Below are 19,302 nucleotides of genomic sequence, written 5' to 3'. Positions count from 1 at the left end.
AGCCAATAACTTGAGAGAGGCCATTGAGAAATATTACAATGATGAAATATAATGATGAAAATAGTACTATAACATGATTTTAAGGAGTACCTTTTAAAGGTGCTTTTTTGTTTATTGAAACCTAATTCTACATTCGTAAATTTTCCAAAGAAAATTTCATGGGTTTAGGCTTACAATCGCATAAAGATTATCGTTGTAAATTCATTACATACTTATAGCCATTTTTTGTACAATTACTATACACCCCACATATTTAAGCTAGAGCATATGCAGCAAATACTTTGGGATGGTATCAATAAAAGCTTATGTAAAATTGAATAAATTGTGGTACAATTTGGTCGGTAATATCTTTAGTGTTACCGGCCCAAACTATAAAAAGGAGTATATTATGAAAGACGTTCTATTTGAAGGTGATGACGGTGCCAAATTCGGCATAAGTAAGGAAAAAGTACACTCCGATATGCACGATAAACCAAAGAAAAAACTTGTGCCGAAATTCAACATAATCCTGTTTGAAGGCACTGATACAATAAAGTTTGGGATGATGAGCGAAGAAATACAATCCATATTGAAAGTAAAACCGGAGTGTTCAAAGTCGCTTATTGGTTATGATGAAGAATATTATTCAGGAATATGTAGAGTTTTATATGAGCCAAACAAAAACGACATATCTATATGTGCAGAAATTGAATTTTACAAGCCTGTCAAGGTATTCTTAGATGGTGTACAATTGATGGGTAAGCCTATAAAAGAAGTTGCAGATTTTTTTAAAAGTAGATTCGAGGATTATTCATATGATATAATAACCAGGCATAGGTCAGCAAAGTATGGAATTGGATTTTCTGGCACTGATAATCCACATAGAAAAGATATTGTACAGATAGTTGATATATCAAGGGTAGGATTTCGAGAAGCATATCAGAAAGCATATGACGAGAAATATAGCTCTGAAGAAATATCAAAAGAAAGAGAATATGAATGTATATTTTGTAAAGCCACATATATTTCAGGAGATCCCAATATTAAATGTCCAAAATGTAATTCCTTTCTGTTGCCTAAAGTATAATATTAGTTTGTATACTAAGTACTTCAGACTAAAGTATAAAAGAGGGCTTTCATGGGAATTAAGGGCTTTTTATTTGGAACAAATTTTTACTGTATCTCTTTACCGCTTTTACGTAAACTAAGTAGTTCTGTAGTTTTTTGTTAACATAGTGTATAACTATGATGTTACGTATACCAATGTTTATAAAAATGCTATATAATATTTATGGTGGTAATAATGATAAGTAAAATTAGCGAGGGAATAACAAGAAGAATATCAGAAAATTTGCCTGATATTTCAAAAGAAAAAGCAGAACATATAGAGTATGGACTGTATATGCTTATTTCTGAACTCTATAAAATTTTATTAATTTTGATGCTTTCGTATATTCTTGGTGTTCTTGCCTACACAATAGTTGTAATTTTTGTACTTGGATTAATGAGAAATTTTCTCGGTGGAGTTCATGCAAAAACACATATAGGTTGTCTTATTTCATACTCTGCGGTGATTTTTGGCATTATAGGGATTTCAAGTATTTGTAAGTTGGAGCCTGTTTTTGTGTTGGTATTTACAGCGCCTTTAAGTTTTATTTTGGCCTATAAATATGCTCCTGCAGATGATATTAATAAACCGATTTTGTCAAGAAAACAACGCAAGAGATTGCGGAAATTTGGCTTTATTACTTTAACTTCAATATTACTTTCAAGCATTATCGTTCCTACTTTTTGGGCAAAGATTTTGCTATTTACATGTATAGCTGAAAGTATTACTTTAACACCTATTGTCTATAAAATAACTGGTAATAAATATGGGTTTAAAGAGGAGGAATTATTATGAAAAAGTCAATGAAGGAAAAGATGTATTTTCTGCTTTCGGTAATTGGGCTTTTAGTTGCTGCTGCTTCAGCATCCGCATGTTGGCTGTTTGTATTTCATCAGCGTAAGTGCCCAAAAACATTAATTAAGCAAGATTAAGGAGTAGTTTTGCTTAAAGAAATAGCTAATTCTTGAATAAACTGTTTTTCATTTTCATTGTAGTATGTATTATTTAATACATACTGATTTTTTTCTAATAACTTTTTGACTATAAAAAGACCATTTCCTCTGCCCATACCTTTTGTAGAATAGCCTGGAGTAAAAATTTTGTTTATTTCCGGTTGCAAAAAGCAAGGATTCTTTATAGTGATTTGAATATTAGAATCGTCTGACAATATGCAAACTTCAATATTTTTATCATTCTCATTTTCTGTAGATTCAATTGCATTATCTAAAAAAATTCCAATTATTTCACATAGCTCTGATATTTTTATATTAGTAATATCCTTAATTGTGCCAATTGATTTTAAGTTCAGACTTATTCCCCTGTCAGATGCAAGTTTGATTTTTGAGGAGATTATTCCATGTAACCCTGCATTCTTAATATTTAGTATTGCAGTAGACCCTATTTTGTTATCAGTTTCTAACAACTCATTTATGTAGCTTTGAGCGGCAATATATTCATGTTCTTGCAACATGTCATGTATTACACCTAAATTATTAACCCAGTCATGTTTAAATCTCCTAAGATTATGAAGGGCATTATCTAAAGACTCGTTATAAAATTTTTGCTGTTCAAGTTCGATTTTTTGGTTCTCTGTTTTGTATGACACCATGGATGTCCATATTGTAAAAACGCAGTAAATAGTTGTCAATAAAGTAATTATTGTAAATATTATTGGATTAAAATTATTACTGAAATATTGCAATGATGCACTTGTTGTTATCAGAAGAAATGACAATAACAATGTAATTATTACAGTTTTGGAATTCTTAATGCTTGAGAAAACACCCTTTATTGGCTTTATTGTAAAAATAAATATTGCGGCTACAACATTTATAAATAGATTAAGTAAAGCAGCAATTATAATTTTATTTTCTAAAGTTATATTTGTAACGCTAAACCCGAGCAAATTAAACAATAATGGAACAATTGCATTACCAATTCCGATTCCCAAAGCTACTATAAAAAACGAAATTAGCGATTTCAATATACTTATATCCAAAATTAGCTTTATAATTATTATACTAAGTGACATCAAAAGTATGGGCTTTAAGTTATTTACAAGATCTCCCATATCACGGATAGCTACAGAAACTATACCATTTAGTAGACCAAAAAGTATTGTAAATGCAACTTGATTTTTGAATTCTAAATTTATTTTATAGAAGCTTTTTACAAAGTAAGAAATGAGAAGAGCTGACAAAACTGCAGATAATAGATTTATCGCTAAGAAGTCAATTTGCACTGTTTTCACTCCATTCCAGTTTATCTTTAATAATATTATAATACTTTGGACCTACTTCACATGTATCCCCAGTTATCATCAAGAGTCTTTTATTCTTGATATTTAAGCTTTCTATGAAGTCAATATTTATGTATACAGAGCGATGACACTGTAGAAATCTTTTATCATCGAGCCTTGAGATAATTTCTTCTAAACCTTCATACGTTTCAATGTTGCGATTTTTTATATGTAGTACAGTTTTGTTTCCAATATGTTCAATAAACACTATATCATCTATATTAATGTAGTAAACTGTTGATCCAAATCTAACATCAATTTTTTTATATAATGTTTTTCTTTCCATAAGGTCTTGATTTAGTTTTATTAGGCATTTTTCTAAATTTTCATTTAACGGCTTGGCTATAAAGTTATAAGCTCGAACATCAAATGCTTTAGGCATATACTCTAAAAGACCAGTACTAAATATTATTTCTACTGGCAGGCCTTCTTTTCTTATGCATTCTGCAATGTACATTCCATTAACTTCACTTTTTAAGTTGATATCAATAATACATACATTCACCTGTTTTTCTCTCAATTCCCTCAAAAACACTTGAGGATCATTTGTTGATATTACTATTTCACCCTTAATACTGTTTTTCTTTAGCCATTTCGAAATCTTTTTGTTGTAATCATTAAGAATATTTTCATCATCATCTAATATTGCTATTGAAAGCATAAGGAAAATCTCCTTTGACAAACTTTTCTATAATATACCATAATAAATATATACAATCAATATGTAAGCGCAAAAATATTTTCTATGCGCACATATTGAAAAACTAATAAATCTATGTTAATATATACTGGAAATGGAGGTAGATTAATTTGAATGTTAAAAAAGAGATTGTAAAAAGGAATTTTAATGCAACAATTTACGGAGAAAAAGCAATAAATAAGCTATTGAGTTTCCCAAGATCAAAGATGGGTAAGTACTTAACAAGCTTAATAGAGAAGGATATAAATAGTACTAGTTTGGAAAGTAAGAAAAATGAAATCATAGATTTGATAAAAAAATTGTAAACAATGCTTAACAGTCTATAAAACATGATTAACGCTTCCAAAACATCTTGTCGAATTTTATGTTTGTTTTGTCATATTACATCGAATAAAATACTTCTTTGTCAATTTATGTCGAAATTATTCTATTCTTTCTTTTTGCATTATTTTCCTTATTATGTTATATTCTTTAGTAGTTAGTAAAAACACAAAAACGCATATCGAAATTAAAAAACATTAACATTCGATAAACGATTTAGCGTTTTCGATAATAACTAAGTAGGGGGTGACGTTATTTGGGTATACGTATTTCATTAAAATAAAAGAGACCCGGCAAATCTTGGTGGACTAACGAGTCTCTTTATACAATCGCAACCATAAAGGATGCATCATGCAATTTAATTGTAATACAATAAATTTATCATGTAAACAATATTATTTTAATAATGAAGAGTAAAATTGCATGATTATCCTTTTGGTTCATTTAGAACAAATCTTAACTTAAGTCATTAACTTAGCAAGAAATGCAACTATAATAATTTTGGAGGATCTTAGAATGGATAATCTCAACAATAGGTATATTAAAGCATGGGATGAATATTCAGAAATTTATAATATGTTGTCTGATAAAATAGCTGAAGCTGGAATTGATACTAATATTTTGAAAGATTTAGTTAAGAAACGCGAGAAATACGATAAGATTTCTATGAAACAAATGATACTAGAATCAATAAAACATACATTTGAAGTATAATAGGTACCAATCGTTTTACCAATCTTAGCGTTAATAAAGTGTTTTAAATTTTATCTCCTTGTCTAAATGTTGAGTAATACGCGACAAATTGTTTAAATAATCAGACTACACAGACGTTGATATAACCGTGTTGTGTAAAGATTATCAAAAACTAAACTAGACAGACTTCTAATCCGTTGGCCGGACGTTCGAGTCGTCTCGGGCAGGCCATATAAGCCGCAAACTAAAAAGTTTGCGGCTTATATATTTATGCAAAAATAAAAAATTAGGCCTTTTTACCTATTTTTTTATTTTACCCCTTTTTTCGACTTCTCCTTACGAATACATATAGTACAAAACTTACTAAGGGAGGGTCAAAAATGAAAATAAAATCATACAAATTACTTTCAATTGCTACAGCTGTCGCTGTCCTTGCTTCCATACCATTTGGAGTCGCGGCAAAACCCGGCAATGGTAATAGTCCTAAGAGTAGCGAGGTAAAGGTAGAGGAAAAAGCAAAAACACCGGAGAAAAAGGTAGAACCTGTAGAAACTCCAAAAGCCGAAACAAAAAAGGAAATAAAGGAAAATAAATCATCATCGAAGGATAACAAATCATCATCGAAGAATGATAAATCATCCAAAGATAGTAAAGGAAAGAAGCCCCAGGCTAAAAATGATATACTTAACCAGCTTGCAGCTATAGAAAAAAATCTGACAAAAGTTGAAGCAGATACTAACAAGATAATAAATGAAATCAATTCTGTCATAAAGGTTAGCACATCAGGTTCAGCAGTTAACACATCAGGATCTGCGGTTAACACATCAGGCACAGTAGTTAATACGACTGGTACAGCTGTAAGTACTACCACAGATTCAGCTATAGCTACCACGGGTACTGCTGTAAGTGTACCTACAAGTACTGCAATAAGCACAACCGATAGTGCAATCAATACTACAAACAGTGCAGTAAACACTACGACCAGTGCAATCGGTACGACATCAGGAGCTGCTATTGGAACAGTTACCGATTCTGCTATAAAGGTTAAAGAAACAAATATAAACGGTTTTGTAAATGGAACTACAGGTAAGCTTAATGCATTATCAAACAAACTGTCAGCAATAGAGAAGAGTCTGAAGGATCTTGGGAAAAAGGTGGATAAGGATTCCAGTGGGAAATATAGCAGTCTGGTAAGTAAGCTCAATGATTTAAAAGCAAAGATTAAGAATCAGATAGAAGTATTAAAAGCTTTGAAAGCAAAGCAAAAATAAGCATATACGTAAGCAGACTAAAATATTAATAAACCACTCTTAATTGGGTGGTTTTTATTTTGCGATAATATTCAATTATAGAACAAGTAATATTAATAATTTATATGTTATAAAATTGGATAAAATTCTATATAATACATTCAGACTTTTATACTAAATTTCAGTATATTATATTGAAATCACGAAACGAAAGGGTGCTGATGATGTATTATAGAAGTACGCCACTGATTTTTTGGCCATTTGTTGCATTATATAGTATAGTTGAAATGATTCTGAAGCTGGCCGGAAGAATAGTGGCAGCTGTGCTCGGAGTAGCATTGATGATAGTAGGTGCAGTATTAAGCCTTACTATAATCGGTGCCGTTATTGGGATTCCAATAGGAGGATTTGGTTTTACAATGATGATAAGAGGATTTTTCTAAACCCGTAAAATCTGGATAATTGTTAAAAAAAAGCTCCGGACAAATTTGCCCGGAGCTTTTTTGAATCAAATTGGTTCTTTTGCTAAAATCCCTCGCCATCGTCAACATAATATGCTTCAAACTCATAAATTCTTGCATGATTGTCTATGTCCGCGTTCGGCTTGGTTATGTAGAGCCTCACATACCTGTATGAGTTCGGGTAATATACCTCATGCTCCGTCACGCTGCTCGTATTGCCCGTTATAGTTTTAAGGTCCGTCCAATTGAATGCATCGTTGCTCCCTTGTATTTTAAAATCTCTTGTGACTAAATTTGCATTACCGCTGTGCCTGACTCTATACCGATTGAAATACATGCAGCCATCGAACTCCAGTTGGAGCCAATGGGTTGAGCTGGAAGCACCGGATATCCAGCAATCTCCGGTTTCTTGTGCCCACTGCCCATCCACAGCATTTGAAGCAACAAAATTGGAGCTGTATTCACTATCCGCAGCCGCAGTAACCGCTGCTTCATCGTAGATTGGATTTACTGTTTGAGGACCAGGGTCTGGAGTCGTGTTAGTCGATAATGTATTCCACGCTTCAAACTCAAAAATTCTGGCATAGTTGTCGTACCCTCCGTTCGGGTTGGTTATATAGAGCATCACATACCTATAAGGTTTTGGAAATGCTATGGGATGATGTGTTTCACTCCGTATATTGCCGGCTATAATTTTGATGCTCGTAAAGGTGGTACCATCGTCGCTCCCCAGTATTTTGAAGTCTCTGGTAGCTGCACCGGCGTGCCTGATTTTAAACAGGTCGATTGTTACGGCTTGACCAAAATCCAATTTTAACCAGTGGGACGAGGTGGAACCGGTAGATATCCAGCAATCTCCGGCTTCTTGCGCCCAGTGCCCATCAACAGCATTTGAAGCGCCAGTATTTGAACTGAATTCACTATCTGCAGTTACAGTTGCAGTTAGTGCGTAGTTAGTTCCCTCCAAGCGATTGGCTTTCATCGATATATCGGTAAGGCCGGTATTGCAAAAGTCAGTGTAAAGGATGTTCATTTTAAAATTTCCATAATTTGATACAAAGCTTTCCAGATTGTTTGTTGTCGGATACCAATCATCCTCATGATAAAGCTTTTTTATTGTTCTGTTTGGGTAAATTGTACCTGCCTCAATGTATTGCGTAATTGTTGGTGTAAGGGTCCATGACAAAAGGAACATGTGATAGGGATCTCCGTAGTTTGTTTGAAGCTTGGAGAGCTGGTCGTTCATCACATCTGTATGGTTGTTTTTGTTTGCGTAATCGTCAAAAAGAGGTATTTCATCAGGGCTGTAGAAGCCATTGCTGGTGTCTTCATGATCTTCATCGTCATATCTTATAATAACCTTGGAACCGCTTGAAACATAATCATTATATGTAGTACCTAAAATGTTATTTCCTTTATAAATATAGTTCCCTAACTTGGTGCTAATCAACTGCTGGAACCTAGAATGCTGAGCAGCGCCAAAATTCTCAAAATGAGAAAAATTCAGTATAATTAATTCTTTTTTTGGTGAACTGTCAAGATATTCCTTAACCAGGCTGAGTACTTCTTCATAATCAGAGCCTATAACTGTATGCTGTGTATAATATTTACCATCATCTATTCTATGAAAGGATCCGGTAGGCGAGCCAAGAACATGATAATATCCATAAGAAACCCGCATGTCAAAATATCTTGCCCCACTAGCTAATTGATATTTGATATTCCAATCTTGTGTTTTGGCCATTCTTATAGCAGCATCGGGATCTAGGTTTGCTGTTGCTGAATCCCCAGTATTACCTACATATTTTGCAGGTTTTAAGTCCCAGGTACCGGAATCATGCGCACCGGGCATTGTAATCTCCCAAAGTTTTTTGTTTCCTATATCATTTTTTGTTTTTTCCATCCATGAGGCATAGTTGAAGTAAGGGTCTATTACTTCCAATGAAAATTCAGCCCTGGGGTCGGTGGTTTTATTCCAATCAGCCTCTACATAATTATCATTACCCGACAGAGTAGATGATACAAAAAGATATCCTTCGTCATAACAGATTCTATACTTGCCGTTGCTGAGCTGCTCGATGGTGAACTCCGTCCTGGTGTCGGAATATTTATTCCAGTGTGCCTCCATAATATAATCCCCACCCTCTTCATCCGAAGAGCGGAAGATATATCCTTGACGAGTCACAAGCCGATATTTGCTGCCCTTCTTTTCTATAAAAAAGTCGTTTCTCTCATCGGTTGAATCTGTATGTGCTTCTATGACATAGTCATCGCCTTCTTTATCCGAGGAACAGAAAATATACTTGCCATTATAGCTGTCAGTACGCAGTTTAACCGGGTATAACTGTGTAGCCGCTTCATCCAGTGTGATATCTTCCAGTATCCATTGCTGGTTGTCTCCTCCCCAATAATCCCATTGGATTACGTCACCTCCATTATCATAAGAGCCTCCACTTACATCCAATGCTTTTCCACTGCGCCTGTTTATAATTTTATAGTATCCATTATCTGCTTGAACCGACCATTGCTGGTTGTCTCCTCCCCAATAACCCCATTGGATTACGTCACCTCCATTGTCATAAGAGCCTCCACTTACATCCAATGCTTTTCCGCTGCCTTTGTTTATAATTTTAAAATACCCGCCGCCAACATCCTCAAGTATCCATTTCTGGCTGTCTCCTCCCCCGTAACCCCATTGGATTATGTTAGCCCCAGCGTCACAAGAGGCATTTAATACATCCAATGCTTTTCCACTGCGTTTGTTTATAATTTTGTAGGTGTGTTTGGATACCAGTGTTGTGATTCCTGCTGCATAAGCCCTTTGGACACCCCATGGCCCAACTGCAAGAGGCATTTGCACTATGAGAAAAGTTAGTGCAATCATGATACTAAAAATTTTCTTTTTCATAATAATCCTTTCTTACACATAATTTTTTTATATGATAGCTGCGTCAGCCGTGCGCCTGCCGAAAAGCAGGCATTTACAACTTTTGGCTACCCCCTGTGTTTTAATAATAAAGTGGAATTTCAAATGTGGTGCTTAAGTATATGGCTGGAAATACTAAGATGTGCCACTAAAGAAGTTTTACCGTACGGTAGCGATAAGAATTATAAAGATATAGTTACTTACCTATAGATAGTTCCCACCCTTATATTTACAATGATACATTATATTTACAATGATGTAAATATTTATAATTAATGTGTATACGATACTCTAAACAAAACGGAAATTCACCACATATATTGCGAAAAAGGCAGGTTTATCGGGTATATGAGAGGCGTGACAGAAATCAGATATTATTTCCAGGAAAGCGTTTATAAAATAAATCTGCACCAAATGGTTGCAGAGCATCCATTTTGGTGCAGTCAACGTTGCATAACTTAAAAAAGGTAATACCGTTATAAATATTTCTTATCAGCTTTATGCTGTAATACATGCTATTTCAATGAATTAAGCATAGTTTCCATAGCCCATTTTTCCTTTTCTGAAATCATTTTTAATTTATTAAGGCTTTTCTCCAGTATGCTCACATCTTCCAGCAACAGTGCCTTTATAATTTTATTACGTATTGACAGACATTGTGTTTGCAATTCGCTGTAAGCATTTGTGAGTTGTTCGGTGCTACTTAAGTAATTGGATTTTTCCAGATACTTTATTCTTTGCAGCATAATAGTTTTATGATCATACAGCATATGAAAAGGTCTAATGTCGAGGTATGTTTCACCTTTGTATACCTTTAAAAGGTAGTCGTGCAACACATCATATACCTGAAGCCCATAAACAATGTCATCCTTATCGTCGAATACTTCCCAATCAGATGCTATCATGGTGTTTTTAGAAAGAAGAAATTCATTAATTGATTTTGCAGTATTATATATATCAAATTTATATTCCTCTTTTTCAAAGGTATAAAGTTCTATTCCATGCACAAAGTCGGCTTCTCCTGTAAGGTGATAATTAACATAGGACTGTTCAAAGTCATCAAAACCCACATCAGCATGGGAATACTTCTGAAGTATGAAAAAATCAGCTGTATTTAGTATTTTCTTTTCTTTGTCATAACCATAAATGAAAATATCATGTCTGCTATGCTGCTTTAAGTAGTTTTCATACACAGGAATGTAATAGGTATCGATATTCAGGTAAACGTAGAAACCGAAATCAATAGATTCAATTACAAAGTCAATAATTGAATCCCATTTGCTTTCCATAAATTTTCTATTTATGAGGGAAACCTTGAAAAACGGGCAGAACCTGTTTCTTGAAAACATGGAAAAGTCAGCCCAATAACCTTTGGGACCACTTTTACTGGCCCACATCTGTATAAAGTTACTGTAAAACCACGGCAGAGTCTCCTCATAATTTAGTAATATTGAAAGTTTATTTGCAATGTGAGGATACAAAGTAACAGGCGGATCTTTCATTAGCAGGCTTTTTTTTATCGAATTATTGCTATCCATTTCTAAACCTCCAAAAAATTAACATGAAATATATTGCATAATATGGCATTCGTTGTTAAAATATATAAAATGATTGTTTTTTTTACATAAAGCGTTATTATTTAGTAAATTTAGATAAAAAGATTAGTAGATAATTAACATACGTACCAGAAAGTGCTAATATATATCGAATATTTTATACTAAAGAATTATAATATGCAATGTTGGTTTGGAAAAATGGTATAAAAATTCTTAGAAAAGGTTAAACATGTAAAAATTTTAAACAATATCTGAAAATTTTGAACAGAAATTAACAAAAAATAGTGTTAGAATTAAACTATTGCAAAATGTTAATATCAGTTCAAATTGAAAAGATATGGGGAAAAATGATATATTTTAATTCAATATGTTACAAAAAGTAGAATTTCATAAAGCTTTTTCGGGAGTTACCAGCAAGAGAAGAAATTATTGCAATAATAAGTTACCTGCAAAACAGTTTAAAGTATTCATTGGAAGTTAAGCGTAGTAAATAGGCACTAAAACCATATGGCTTCTTGGCGGGAATCGGTGGTTTGTGTGTTAGCGGCTAATAGCTTTATTTTATTTTGCGTTGCTTTTTTATTTTCATGGAAAAACTGCCGTAGACGGAACAAATATCGGCATCCATTAAGGAGGGTTAATTTACGGACAATAGAACTATATGCTGGAATAAATCAGTAAAAGTCATAGTCTCAGACGTAGATGATACTATAGCAGAAGTATTTAGAGATGTTTTACCGGAAATGATTTATGAATTGGAAGAATTGTTGGCCGAAGGCAAAATTCTTATATTGATATCAGGACAAAGTATAGCAAATATACTACAAAGGGTAATTCAATTCATAGATAAGAAGTTGCTGAAAGGGGTATTGGTAGGGCATTGCAATGGTTCTGAATTATATGGTTTCGATAGCTCTGGAGAGCTGATACAAGAACCGTACTTCAGTATACTGGACGACTATAAGGGTGAATTTAATCACAAAAAGTGGAGATGTGTTGTCAACTGCATAATGGAAGAGTATGGGATAAAACCCCTGCCTTTTATGGATATTGATGAGTTTAAAAGGAAAACAGGTGGTGATCCGAGATTTGTTATGTACGATGATAGAAAAGTACAAATTTCTATTGATTTTGTTAATGGCTTAAGTCTCAAGGATTTTCCAACCGGTTCTGATATATATGCACTAAATGAAAATATTGACGATATCAGAATACCAATCATAAGAAAAGCAAAATTATTATTCCAAAAGGAATGTCTCCAAATCGAACCGCACTCATCAGGTGCATTTGCAATTGATTTCAACATTAAGGGCGTGACAAAAGGTTTATTATTATCCCGGATATTTGCAGGGGATGAACAGTATAGAAAAAAAGTATTAAAGGAAGTCATCGTTTCAAATCATAATGAAATTGAAGTTTGGGGAGATAGTTTTTCCGTCTCAAGTGATGGTTCTGATCAATACATGAGTACTGCTCTTCCAAAAGAATCACGTTCTATTTCATTCAGAAAAATAAGTCCCGAAGATTTGCTAAAAGATTACAACATAGTTGTTTGGAATGGTGTGCACAGCTGCCATGAAGGTTTGCTGGAATATCTAAAAACTAGAAAGGTACGGTAGATTAAGTTTATGACTAGAAAAAAACTGGGTATATCAGGTTCTTTGTGGTCTGCTGATTTAGCAGATCTGGGAGGCAGTATCAAAAAAGTTGAAAGATACTGCGATTCGTTTCATTTCGATATTATGGATGGCCATTTTGTCCAAAATCTTCTGTTCGGAGCTGATATCGTAAAATCGTTAAGGCATTTTACAGAAAAAGCTTTTGAAATCCATCTTATGGTCAAGAATCCTGAGGAAATGCTTGACCAGTTTATCGATGCAGGTGGAGATATTTTTATATTTCACCCTCAGACATGTAAGTCCCTGACGGATACAATAAGTTATGTAAAAAGTAAAGGCAAAAAAGCCGGGATTGCATTGAAAGTCGAAGAAAAATGTGAAGAAATACTGGAATACCTGCCATCAATCGAGTATGTAATTATTATGGGTACAAAAATAGGAATAAAGGGTGTATCCATTGAACCTGACACTTATGAAAAAATAAGGATATTAAGAGATATTCTAAACAAGGGAAATTACAATATAGAAATTCAGATTGATGGAGGCATTAGAAAAGAAACGGTTCCGGTACTGTATGAAAGTGGAGCAGATGCAGTTACTGCAGGTTCTTTACTGTTTAATAACGACTACGACTACATATACAGTTGGTTTAAAAATCTTAAAACATCCTAATGAAAACTATAAACTTAATAGGGCCAAAACAGGATAGTTTTGAAGATTATTTATACTGTATAAACTAAGGGGGCAGATAATATGAATGAAATAGGATTAATTCAGCTAATCGAAATCTCCAGATTCTTAAAGGAAAAGACAACGTTATTGGGAATTGGTCCAATGAGTAAGACAGTAGTAGATGCATCAATTGAATCTGCAATAGAAAATGATTTTCCGCTTTTTTTTATAGCCAGCAGAAATCAAATTGACAGGAGCGAATTTGGGTATGGTTATGTGGAAACGTGGGATCAGCGCAAATTCAGCTCTTATATAGAAAAAGTGACAAAGAAACTAGAGTTTAATGGTCTGCTGTTTAAGTGCAGGGATCATGGGGGACCATGGCAAAGAGATGAAGAATTAATGAATAAAATCCCTGTAGAAACAAGTATGAATAATGCCCTTGACTCATATAAGGCAGATATAGATGCAGGATTTAACTTTTTGCACATAGATACATCAAGGGATCCGAATTACTCCGGGATGGTTCCCTATGATGTTGCCATAGACAGGGCAATATACCTCATGAAAGCAATTGAGGAATACAGGCTCAAAAGGCGGAAAGAAGGCCTATACTATGAAATCAGTCTTGAAGAAACAAGCAGTATTTGCTCTGTAATAAATGAATTTAAATATTTTGTGGATTTGATTATGAATCAGATTAGCACATATAAATTGCCAAAGCCTGTCTTTATAGTAGGAAATACCGGCACTCTTACACGTATGGATAAAAATGTAGGGAGCTTTAACCCTGAGATTGTTGAAAAATTGAAAAAGATTTCTGAAAAATATGGAATGATACTAAAAGAACATAATGCGGACTATTTAGATTCACAATGCCTAAAAATGCATCCCGAACTAGGAATAGGGATGGCAAATGTTGCTCCGGAGTTTGGAAAACTGGAAACCGATGCATTGATAAAACTGGCCATGATGGAGGACTCATACTTTTCTGAGAATAATATAGAGAAGGTTGACAGATCAAATTTCCTACCAATAATATTTTCTCACATTACACGTTCTAATAAATGGGCTAAGTGGTCATTGAACAAAGATGCTGGCATGGATTCGATTGACAACCCGGAATTTAAAGAGTTGATGATAAAAGTATGTGGGCATTATTTTTATAGCAAGGATGAACTGGAAGCAGCACGTAAAACTCTGTTCGCAAATGTTAAAAAACTAAACATAATGAAAAATCCCGAGGAGTATGTAAAAAACAATATAAAGACCGGGATACAAAGATATGTAGATGCATTTAACCTAAAGAATCTCACATCAAAAGTTATGGAGTACAGGAGCTTTGAGAAAAAGAATATAGTTGGCTAAATCGTTATAAATAAAGGGACCCATAAACATACGGCTTCTTGGCGGGAATCGATGGTTTATGGGTCAGCGGCTAATAGCTTTATGCTACTTTGCATTGCCATATATTATTGTACCATAGATTTTGCTGAAGTAAACATGATTTTTATGGACTGATACTTTCAGCGTTGATTTTGAAAGCAGATGGGAGGAACTGATGGAAAAAATGATATTGTTTTGCTTTCCTTATGTCGGGGGTTCATCGACTGTATACAACAAGTGGAAAGCCTTTGTTGACAACTGCATTGAACTCGTACCTGTTGAATATTCGGGTAGAGGCAAAAGGATAAGGGAGCACTTTTATGATAACATGTCTGAAGCAATAGATGACATGTATAAAACTGTCAGCAGTTTTATTGAAGGACGCCGGTTTGCTGTTTATGGTCATAGTATGGGCAGTGTTATTGCCTATGAAATATGTAAACGGATCAAGATGGAATCTGGTAAGGATCCTCTGCACATTTTTGTGTCCGGCAGATATCCGCCACATGTAAAAAAGGATGAAGAATTGCTGCATATGCTTCCGGACGATAGGTTCAAGGAAGAAATCCTCAAAATAGGGGGTACACCCGGTGAGGTATTTGAGAACAGGGAGTTTGCCCAAATCTTTATTCCGATATTAAGGGCCGACTACAGACTGATCGAAAGGTATGAGTATGTAGAAGAGAATGTTAGGTTCAATTGCGGAATAACAGTACTAAATGGAAATGCAGATAAAATTACTTCCGGTTGTGATATGTTTGAGTGGCAAAAGCATACGGCACATAAAATCGTAATAAGTGAATTCAATGGAGGCCACTTTTTTATACATGACTATATTAAAGAGATAACAGGAATTATTAATAGTACTTTAACGGAATGTACATTAAGAGAAAATGTTGTTCAGATCAATACTTAGTTAACAACAACTGGTAAAAGGGGTGGTTTTTGTGTTGGATAGCGGATTGTCATTTACAATGATTTTTGTTTCTATAGCATTTGTTTTAGTAACAGTTTATTACATGGCAGTTCTGATAGGTGAAATCTTCACCAAAAAGAGGAAGTTTGAGGGAAAAGGCTTAAGAGGTATAGCTACCTTACTATTTTCTATTTTTTTAATGGCAGGAATAGCTTTTTGTCTATATAATGCCCCATCTACTCTGTTTAACGGTATAACCTGGGAAATGATAGATGAGTTTGGGCCTTCTTCGCTAATTAAGGCGGTTACATGCTTGTCTGTAGTAATACCGTTGTTCTATTTGTACTTTATATTATCCTACTTTTTTGTTAAGCAAAATGACAGGCCTTACTTTATGATTATAGTCTTAAGTATATTAAGTGCTATGGGAAATTCAATAATAATCTTTATAATAAACGCGGCACTCAACAGAATAATGGGAGATGACAGCAGAAGAGCAGGAATAGAAAGCGGATTATATTTATACTATCTGCTTGGGATATTGCTATTTACTGTAAGCGCTATGATTGTAAGAAAAAAGTTGATTACTATCACCAGCTCCCTTGTATATGAAAAGCGTATTGAAATAATTAACAAGGTTATTAAGGCTCCCTATGATAAATTTGAATCTTTAGAAGAAGGTAAAATACACGCTGCGCTGAATAACGATACAGAGACGGTGAGCGGTTTTGTAAATGCTTTTGTCAATGGATTGACTGGCGTAATAACTCTGATTACCTGTTTTATATATTTAGGAACACTTAATATATATGGAATGCTTTGTTCAGTATTAATGATAGCTTTATCTGTAGGCTTATTCCTTATGGTAAGCCAGGTTGCCGAAAAGAAGTTTGAACAGAACAGGGACATTCAGAATGTATTTTTCAAGTATATAAATGATATGGTAAACGGCTTTAAAGAAATTTATGTAAATAGAAGAAAACGTCATGAATTCAGAAACGATATTCAACAAAGCTGTCAGGATTACAGAGATACACGTATTGAGGGCGAATTTAAATTTGTGGGTGTCTCAATACTGGGAGAAATATTATATATAGGAGTTGTGGGTATTGTTGTCTTTACATTCCCTTTAATATTCCCTAATTTACAAAGTAATACCTTAAGAAACTATGTACTGGTTTACTTGTACATGGGTGGGATAATAAACCAGGAGATTTTCCTGGTACCTGGTATCATGCGGGTTATGGTCAGCTGGAGAAGGATAAACCAGTTTATAAAGGAGATTTCGTTAATAGAGAATAATGCAGACAAGACCGTAAAAGATGGATATGCGGATAAACTGGAAATAAACCTTAAGGGTGTCAAATACCAATATAAAAACAATAATGGGGAGAACTTTACTATCGGACCTGTTGAGTGTGACTTTAAATCAGGAGAAATTGTTTTTATTTCCGGAGGAAACGGCAGTGGAAAGTCAACCTTGGCTAAACTGATAACCGGTTTATACATACCGGATGAAGGATCAATTACGGTAAATGGGCAAGAGGTGGATTCTGAAACCTTAGCTAATAATTTTTCTATTATTTACAGCGACTTTTATCTGTTCAATAAAATGTATGGAATTGATTATGAAAAGAAGCAAGAGGAAATTCAAAAGTATTTGGATATCCTGTGCATTAGTGATAAGGTACAGGTAAATAACGGTACCTTTAACACAATAAAGCTGTCGACAGGGCAAAGAAAGAGACTGGCCCTGCTCATAAGCTATCTTGAAGACAAGCCTGCTTGCCTTTTTGATGAATGGGCGGCGGATCAGGATCCTGAATTCAGAAGATTCTTTTATAAGACACTGCTTCCGGAACTTAAAGCACGAGGTAAGATGATTATTGCCATTACCCATGATGACCGGTATTTCGGGGAGGCAGATAAGCTTATAAAGATGGAAACAGGACAGATTATCGAAAACAAGAAAAAGACGGATGCGGATGATCTGGTGACAGTAATTGCGTAATGAATTGAGAAAAAAGTACGATTATTTTCTTAGAATGATATAAAGGGGTTGCTAGAATGGTTAAGAGGTTATTATCTGTATGCCTTGTATTTATATTACTTTTTCTGGTGGGATGTAGCGGTGAAATACCTGTTTCTTCACATAAAGATGATTATCATGCAAAAGGTGTAAGTATTGTCGATAAAGGAAACTATTATGATGTTGTTATAGACTATGACTGTGGATTGACCCGGTGGCAGATAGGAGAGGCATTTGCAAAGGGTATCCTGCAAATGGTACCTGAGTATGAGAGCCTTGTTGATTCGTATATAGCAGAAAATGTTACAAAGTATGACTATCCTTATGTCTTTTTTAGGATGGAAGATATAAAACCACAGATCAATCCTGAATACACCGAAGAGATAGGAGGAATGGCTTCAGTCTTTTCGGGCGGTAATAAAAATAAGTGGAATGACGGCAAGGTCTCCAAGGATGAATTTTTCATTTTCAATCTTTTCGCAGATGTAGTACGAGGGAGTCAATGCAGCTATATATCTGTATTCGGATCAAGGTCCGAGACTCACAAAACCATAACCTCCAGGAATCTTGAATGGTATGGAGGGAGTGTCAATCAGCTTCCGCGGATTCAGGCGGTTATTACTCTCAAATATCCTGACAGAAAAATATGTTCTATAGGATATATGGGATATATCGGGACGCTTACAGGTTTTAACGACAGTAAGGTGTTTGCAGGAATTCTGGATGCCGGAACTAACGCAGCTTATTCTTCAGAAGGAAGGCGTTCATATACCTTGGATCTTCGTTATGCTTTGGAAAATTATAAGAAAATGGATGAGGTTGCCGAATATTTGAAGGATTCTAAGAAGCTTTATGCCTTTAACCATGTAATAGGTTTTTCTGATCCGGATAGAAGCATCATTCTTGAAAACAACTTCAGCGGTAATGGATCGGATAATAACAGAGTAAAACGTGAAATAAGGAATGCTGATTCAAGGCTGAATAAGGGTATAGCTTGGGGAATCAGTGACGCAATTGCTGCAGTTAATTCATTTGTATTATACGGCAATAATGATAATCACAATGCAAATAAATACAATACTAAGAGATGGGAAAATATAAAAGAGCAATTCAAGCTTAAAGGGCCTACAATATCAGCTGAGGAGCTAAAAGGTATAGCTTCATTTAGTAATGGTTCTCCCGGAGTGTTTTCAGAAAGTGGAGATGTATACAGCAAAATGACCCTTCAAATGGTAATCGTTCAACCGGACACACTTTCGCTTGAGGTGTTTTTCCGCCCTAAAAGCATAAGAAAAAATCCGGACAAACCAGTTTTTGAAAAGATTGAAGCTTTCCAGTAATCTATATGAACGCAAACATAATGATAATCAATTAAGATCTTAAAGTG

General features: G+C 34.4%; 17 protein-coding genes. 13 read left to right on the top strand and 4 right to left on the bottom strand.

The window, feature by feature from the left end:
- The first annotated feature begins 388 nt into the window (after positions 1-388).
- The 3 genes from N3I35_18655 to N3I35_18645 all read left to right on the top strand — a co-directional run bounded on the left by N3I35_18655 (position 389) and on the right by N3I35_18645 (position 2,019).
- Positions 389-1,066, top strand: a complete 678-nt coding sequence (locus N3I35_18655) for a hypothetical protein (GenBank protein MCX8132106.1) — start codon at positions 389-391, stop codon at positions 1,064-1,066.
- 216 nt (positions 1,067-1,282) lie between these two features.
- Positions 1,283-1,882, top strand: a complete 600-nt coding sequence (locus tag N3I35_18650) for an accessory gene regulator B family protein (GenBank protein MCX8132105.1) — start codon at positions 1,283-1,285, stop codon at positions 1,880-1,882.
- On the top strand, positions 1,879-2,019 hold the full coding sequence (locus N3I35_18645) for a cyclic lactone autoinducer peptide (GenBank protein ID MCX8132104.1): 141 nt from the start codon (positions 1,879-1,881) through the stop codon (positions 2,017-2,019). Before N3I35_18650 ends, N3I35_18645 begins: the two co-directional genes overlap by 4 nt.
- Here the strand turns inward: N3I35_18645 and N3I35_18640 are convergent.
- Positions 2,016-3,329, bottom strand: a complete 1,314-nt coding sequence (locus tag N3I35_18640; protein ID MCX8132103.1) for a GHKL domain-containing protein — start codon at positions 3,327-3,329, stop codon at positions 2,016-2,018. The genes N3I35_18645 and N3I35_18640 overlap by 4 nt on opposite strands.
- Positions 3,319-4,047, bottom strand: coding sequence for a LytTR family DNA-binding domain-containing protein (locus N3I35_18635; protein MCX8132102.1), 729 nt, complete (start codon positions 4,045-4,047; stop codon positions 3,319-3,321). The genes N3I35_18640 and N3I35_18635 overlap by 11 nt, the downstream gene beginning before the upstream one ends.
- 149 nt (positions 4,048-4,196) lie before the next feature.
- Between N3I35_18635 and N3I35_18630 the strand changes: the two genes are divergently transcribed.
- The 4 genes from N3I35_18630 to N3I35_18615 all read left to right on the top strand — a co-directional run bounded on the left by N3I35_18630 (position 4,197) and on the right by N3I35_18615 (position 6,793).
- Positions 4,197-4,391: a hypothetical protein gene (locus N3I35_18630; GenBank protein ID MCX8132101.1), complete on the top strand. Its 195-nt coding sequence runs from the start codon at positions 4,197-4,199 to the stop codon at positions 4,389-4,391.
- 532 nt (positions 4,392-4,923) lie between these two features.
- On the top strand, positions 4,924-5,121 hold the full coding sequence (locus N3I35_18625) for a hypothetical protein (GenBank protein ID MCX8132100.1): 198 nt from the start codon (positions 4,924-4,926) through the stop codon (positions 5,119-5,121).
- 359 nt (positions 5,122-5,480) lie between these two features.
- On the top strand, positions 5,481-6,371 hold the full coding sequence (locus N3I35_18620; protein ID MCX8132099.1) for a hypothetical protein: 891 nt from the start codon (positions 5,481-5,483) through the stop codon (positions 6,369-6,371).
- A 200-nt stretch (positions 6,372-6,571) separates the two neighbouring features.
- Positions 6,572-6,793, top strand: a complete 222-nt coding sequence (locus N3I35_18615; GenBank protein ID MCX8132098.1) for a hypothetical protein — start codon at positions 6,572-6,574, stop codon at positions 6,791-6,793.
- A gap of 82 nt (positions 6,794-6,875) precedes the next feature.
- Here N3I35_18615 and N3I35_18610 read toward each other — a convergent pair whose 3' ends face one another.
- Both N3I35_18610 and N3I35_18605 read right to left on the bottom strand, forming a co-directional pair.
- Positions 6,876-9,719 carry an RICIN domain-containing protein gene (locus N3I35_18610; GenBank protein MCX8132097.1) on the bottom strand — a complete coding sequence of 948 codons (2,844 nt, stop codon included), beginning with the start codon at positions 9,717-9,719 and terminating at the stop codon, positions 6,876-6,878.
- A 533-nt stretch (positions 9,720-10,252) separates the two neighbouring features.
- Positions 10,253-11,275, bottom strand: coding sequence for a BtrH N-terminal domain-containing protein (locus N3I35_18605; GenBank protein MCX8132096.1), 1,023 nt, complete (start codon positions 11,273-11,275; stop codon positions 10,253-10,255).
- A 761-nt stretch (positions 11,276-12,036) separates the two neighbouring features.
- Here N3I35_18605 and N3I35_18600 point away from each other — a divergent pair.
- From N3I35_18600 to N3I35_18575, 6 genes are all read left to right on the top strand, one after another.
- Positions 12,037-12,912, top strand: a complete 876-nt coding sequence (locus N3I35_18600) for a hypothetical protein (GenBank protein MCX8132095.1) — start codon at positions 12,037-12,039, stop codon at positions 12,910-12,912.
- A 9-nt stretch (positions 12,913-12,921) separates the two neighbouring features.
- The gene (locus N3I35_18595) at positions 12,922-13,584 is read left to right on the top strand and encodes a ribulose-phosphate 3-epimerase (protein ID MCX8132094.1); all 663 of its coding nucleotides are present in this window, start codon (positions 12,922-12,924) and stop codon (positions 13,582-13,584) included.
- 81 nt (positions 13,585-13,665) lie between these two features.
- Positions 13,666-14,952: a class II D-tagatose-bisphosphate aldolase, non-catalytic subunit gene (locus N3I35_18590; protein ID MCX8132093.1), complete on the top strand. Its 1,287-nt coding sequence runs from the start codon at positions 13,666-13,668 to the stop codon at positions 14,950-14,952.
- 193 nt (positions 14,953-15,145) lie between these two features.
- A complete protein-coding gene (locus N3I35_18585; GenBank protein MCX8132092.1) occupies positions 15,146-15,886 on the top strand; it encodes a thioesterase domain-containing protein in 741 nt (246 codons plus the stop codon).
- 31 nt (positions 15,887-15,917) lie between these two features.
- Positions 15,918-17,897 (top strand): cyclic peptide export ABC transporter, encoded by a 1,980-nt coding sequence (locus N3I35_18580; protein MCX8132091.1) that lies wholly within the window; start codon positions 15,918-15,920, stop codon positions 17,895-17,897.
- 56 nt (positions 17,898-17,953) lie between these two features.
- The gene (locus N3I35_18575; GenBank protein MCX8132090.1) at positions 17,954-19,255 is read left to right on the top strand and encodes a C45 family autoproteolytic acyltransferase/hydrolase; all 1,302 of its coding nucleotides are present in this window, start codon (positions 17,954-17,956) and stop codon (positions 19,253-19,255) included.
- Positions 19,256-19,302 lie beyond the last annotated feature (47 nt).

The organism is Clostridia bacterium, assembly GCA_026414765.1.
GTDB lineage: Bacteria > Bacillota > Clostridia > Acetivibrionales > DSM-27016 > SKW86.
This window is presented reverse-complemented; position numbering and strand designations above follow the sequence as displayed.

Coding starts and splice junctions, on each gene's coding strand:
- N3I35_18655 (MCX8132106.1), top strand. CDS start 389: ATGAAAGACGTTCTATTTGAAGGTGATGACGGTGCCAAATTCGGCATA.
- N3I35_18650 (MCX8132105.1), top strand. CDS start 1,283: ATGATAAGTAAAATTAGCGAGGGAATAACAAGAAGAATATCAGAAAAT.
- N3I35_18645 (MCX8132104.1), top strand. CDS start 1,879: ATGAAAAAGTCAATGAAGGAAAAGATGTATTTTCTGCTTTCGGTAATT.
- N3I35_18635 (MCX8132102.1), bottom strand. CDS start 4,047: ATGCTTTCAATAGCAATATTAGATGATGATGAAAATATTCTTAATGAT.
- N3I35_18625 (MCX8132100.1), top strand. CDS start 4,924: ATGGATAATCTCAACAATAGGTATATTAAAGCATGGGATGAATATTCA.
- N3I35_18620 (MCX8132099.1), top strand. CDS start 5,481: ATGAAAATAAAATCATACAAATTACTTTCAATTGCTACAGCTGTCGCT.
- N3I35_18615 (MCX8132098.1), top strand. CDS start 6,572: ATGATGTATTATAGAAGTACGCCACTGATTTTTTGGCCATTTGTTGCA.
- N3I35_18610 (MCX8132097.1), bottom strand. CDS start 9,719: ATGAAAAAGAAAATTTTTAGTATCATGATTGCACTAACTTTTCTCATA.
- N3I35_18605 (MCX8132096.1), bottom strand. CDS start 11,275: ATGGATAGCAATAATTCGATAAAAAAAAGCCTGCTAATGAAAGATCCG.
- N3I35_18600 (MCX8132095.1), top strand. CDS start 12,037: ATGATTTATGAATTGGAAGAATTGTTGGCCGAAGGCAAAATTCTTATA.
- N3I35_18595 (MCX8132094.1), top strand. CDS start 12,922: ATGACTAGAAAAAAACTGGGTATATCAGGTTCTTTGTGGTCTGCTGAT.
- N3I35_18590 (MCX8132093.1), top strand. CDS start 13,666: ATGAATGAAATAGGATTAATTCAGCTAATCGAAATCTCCAGATTCTTA.
- N3I35_18585 (MCX8132092.1), top strand. CDS start 15,146: ATGGAAAAAATGATATTGTTTTGCTTTCCTTATGTCGGGGGTTCATCG.
- N3I35_18575 (MCX8132090.1), top strand. CDS start 17,954: ATGGTTAAGAGGTTATTATCTGTATGCCTTGTATTTATATTACTTTTT.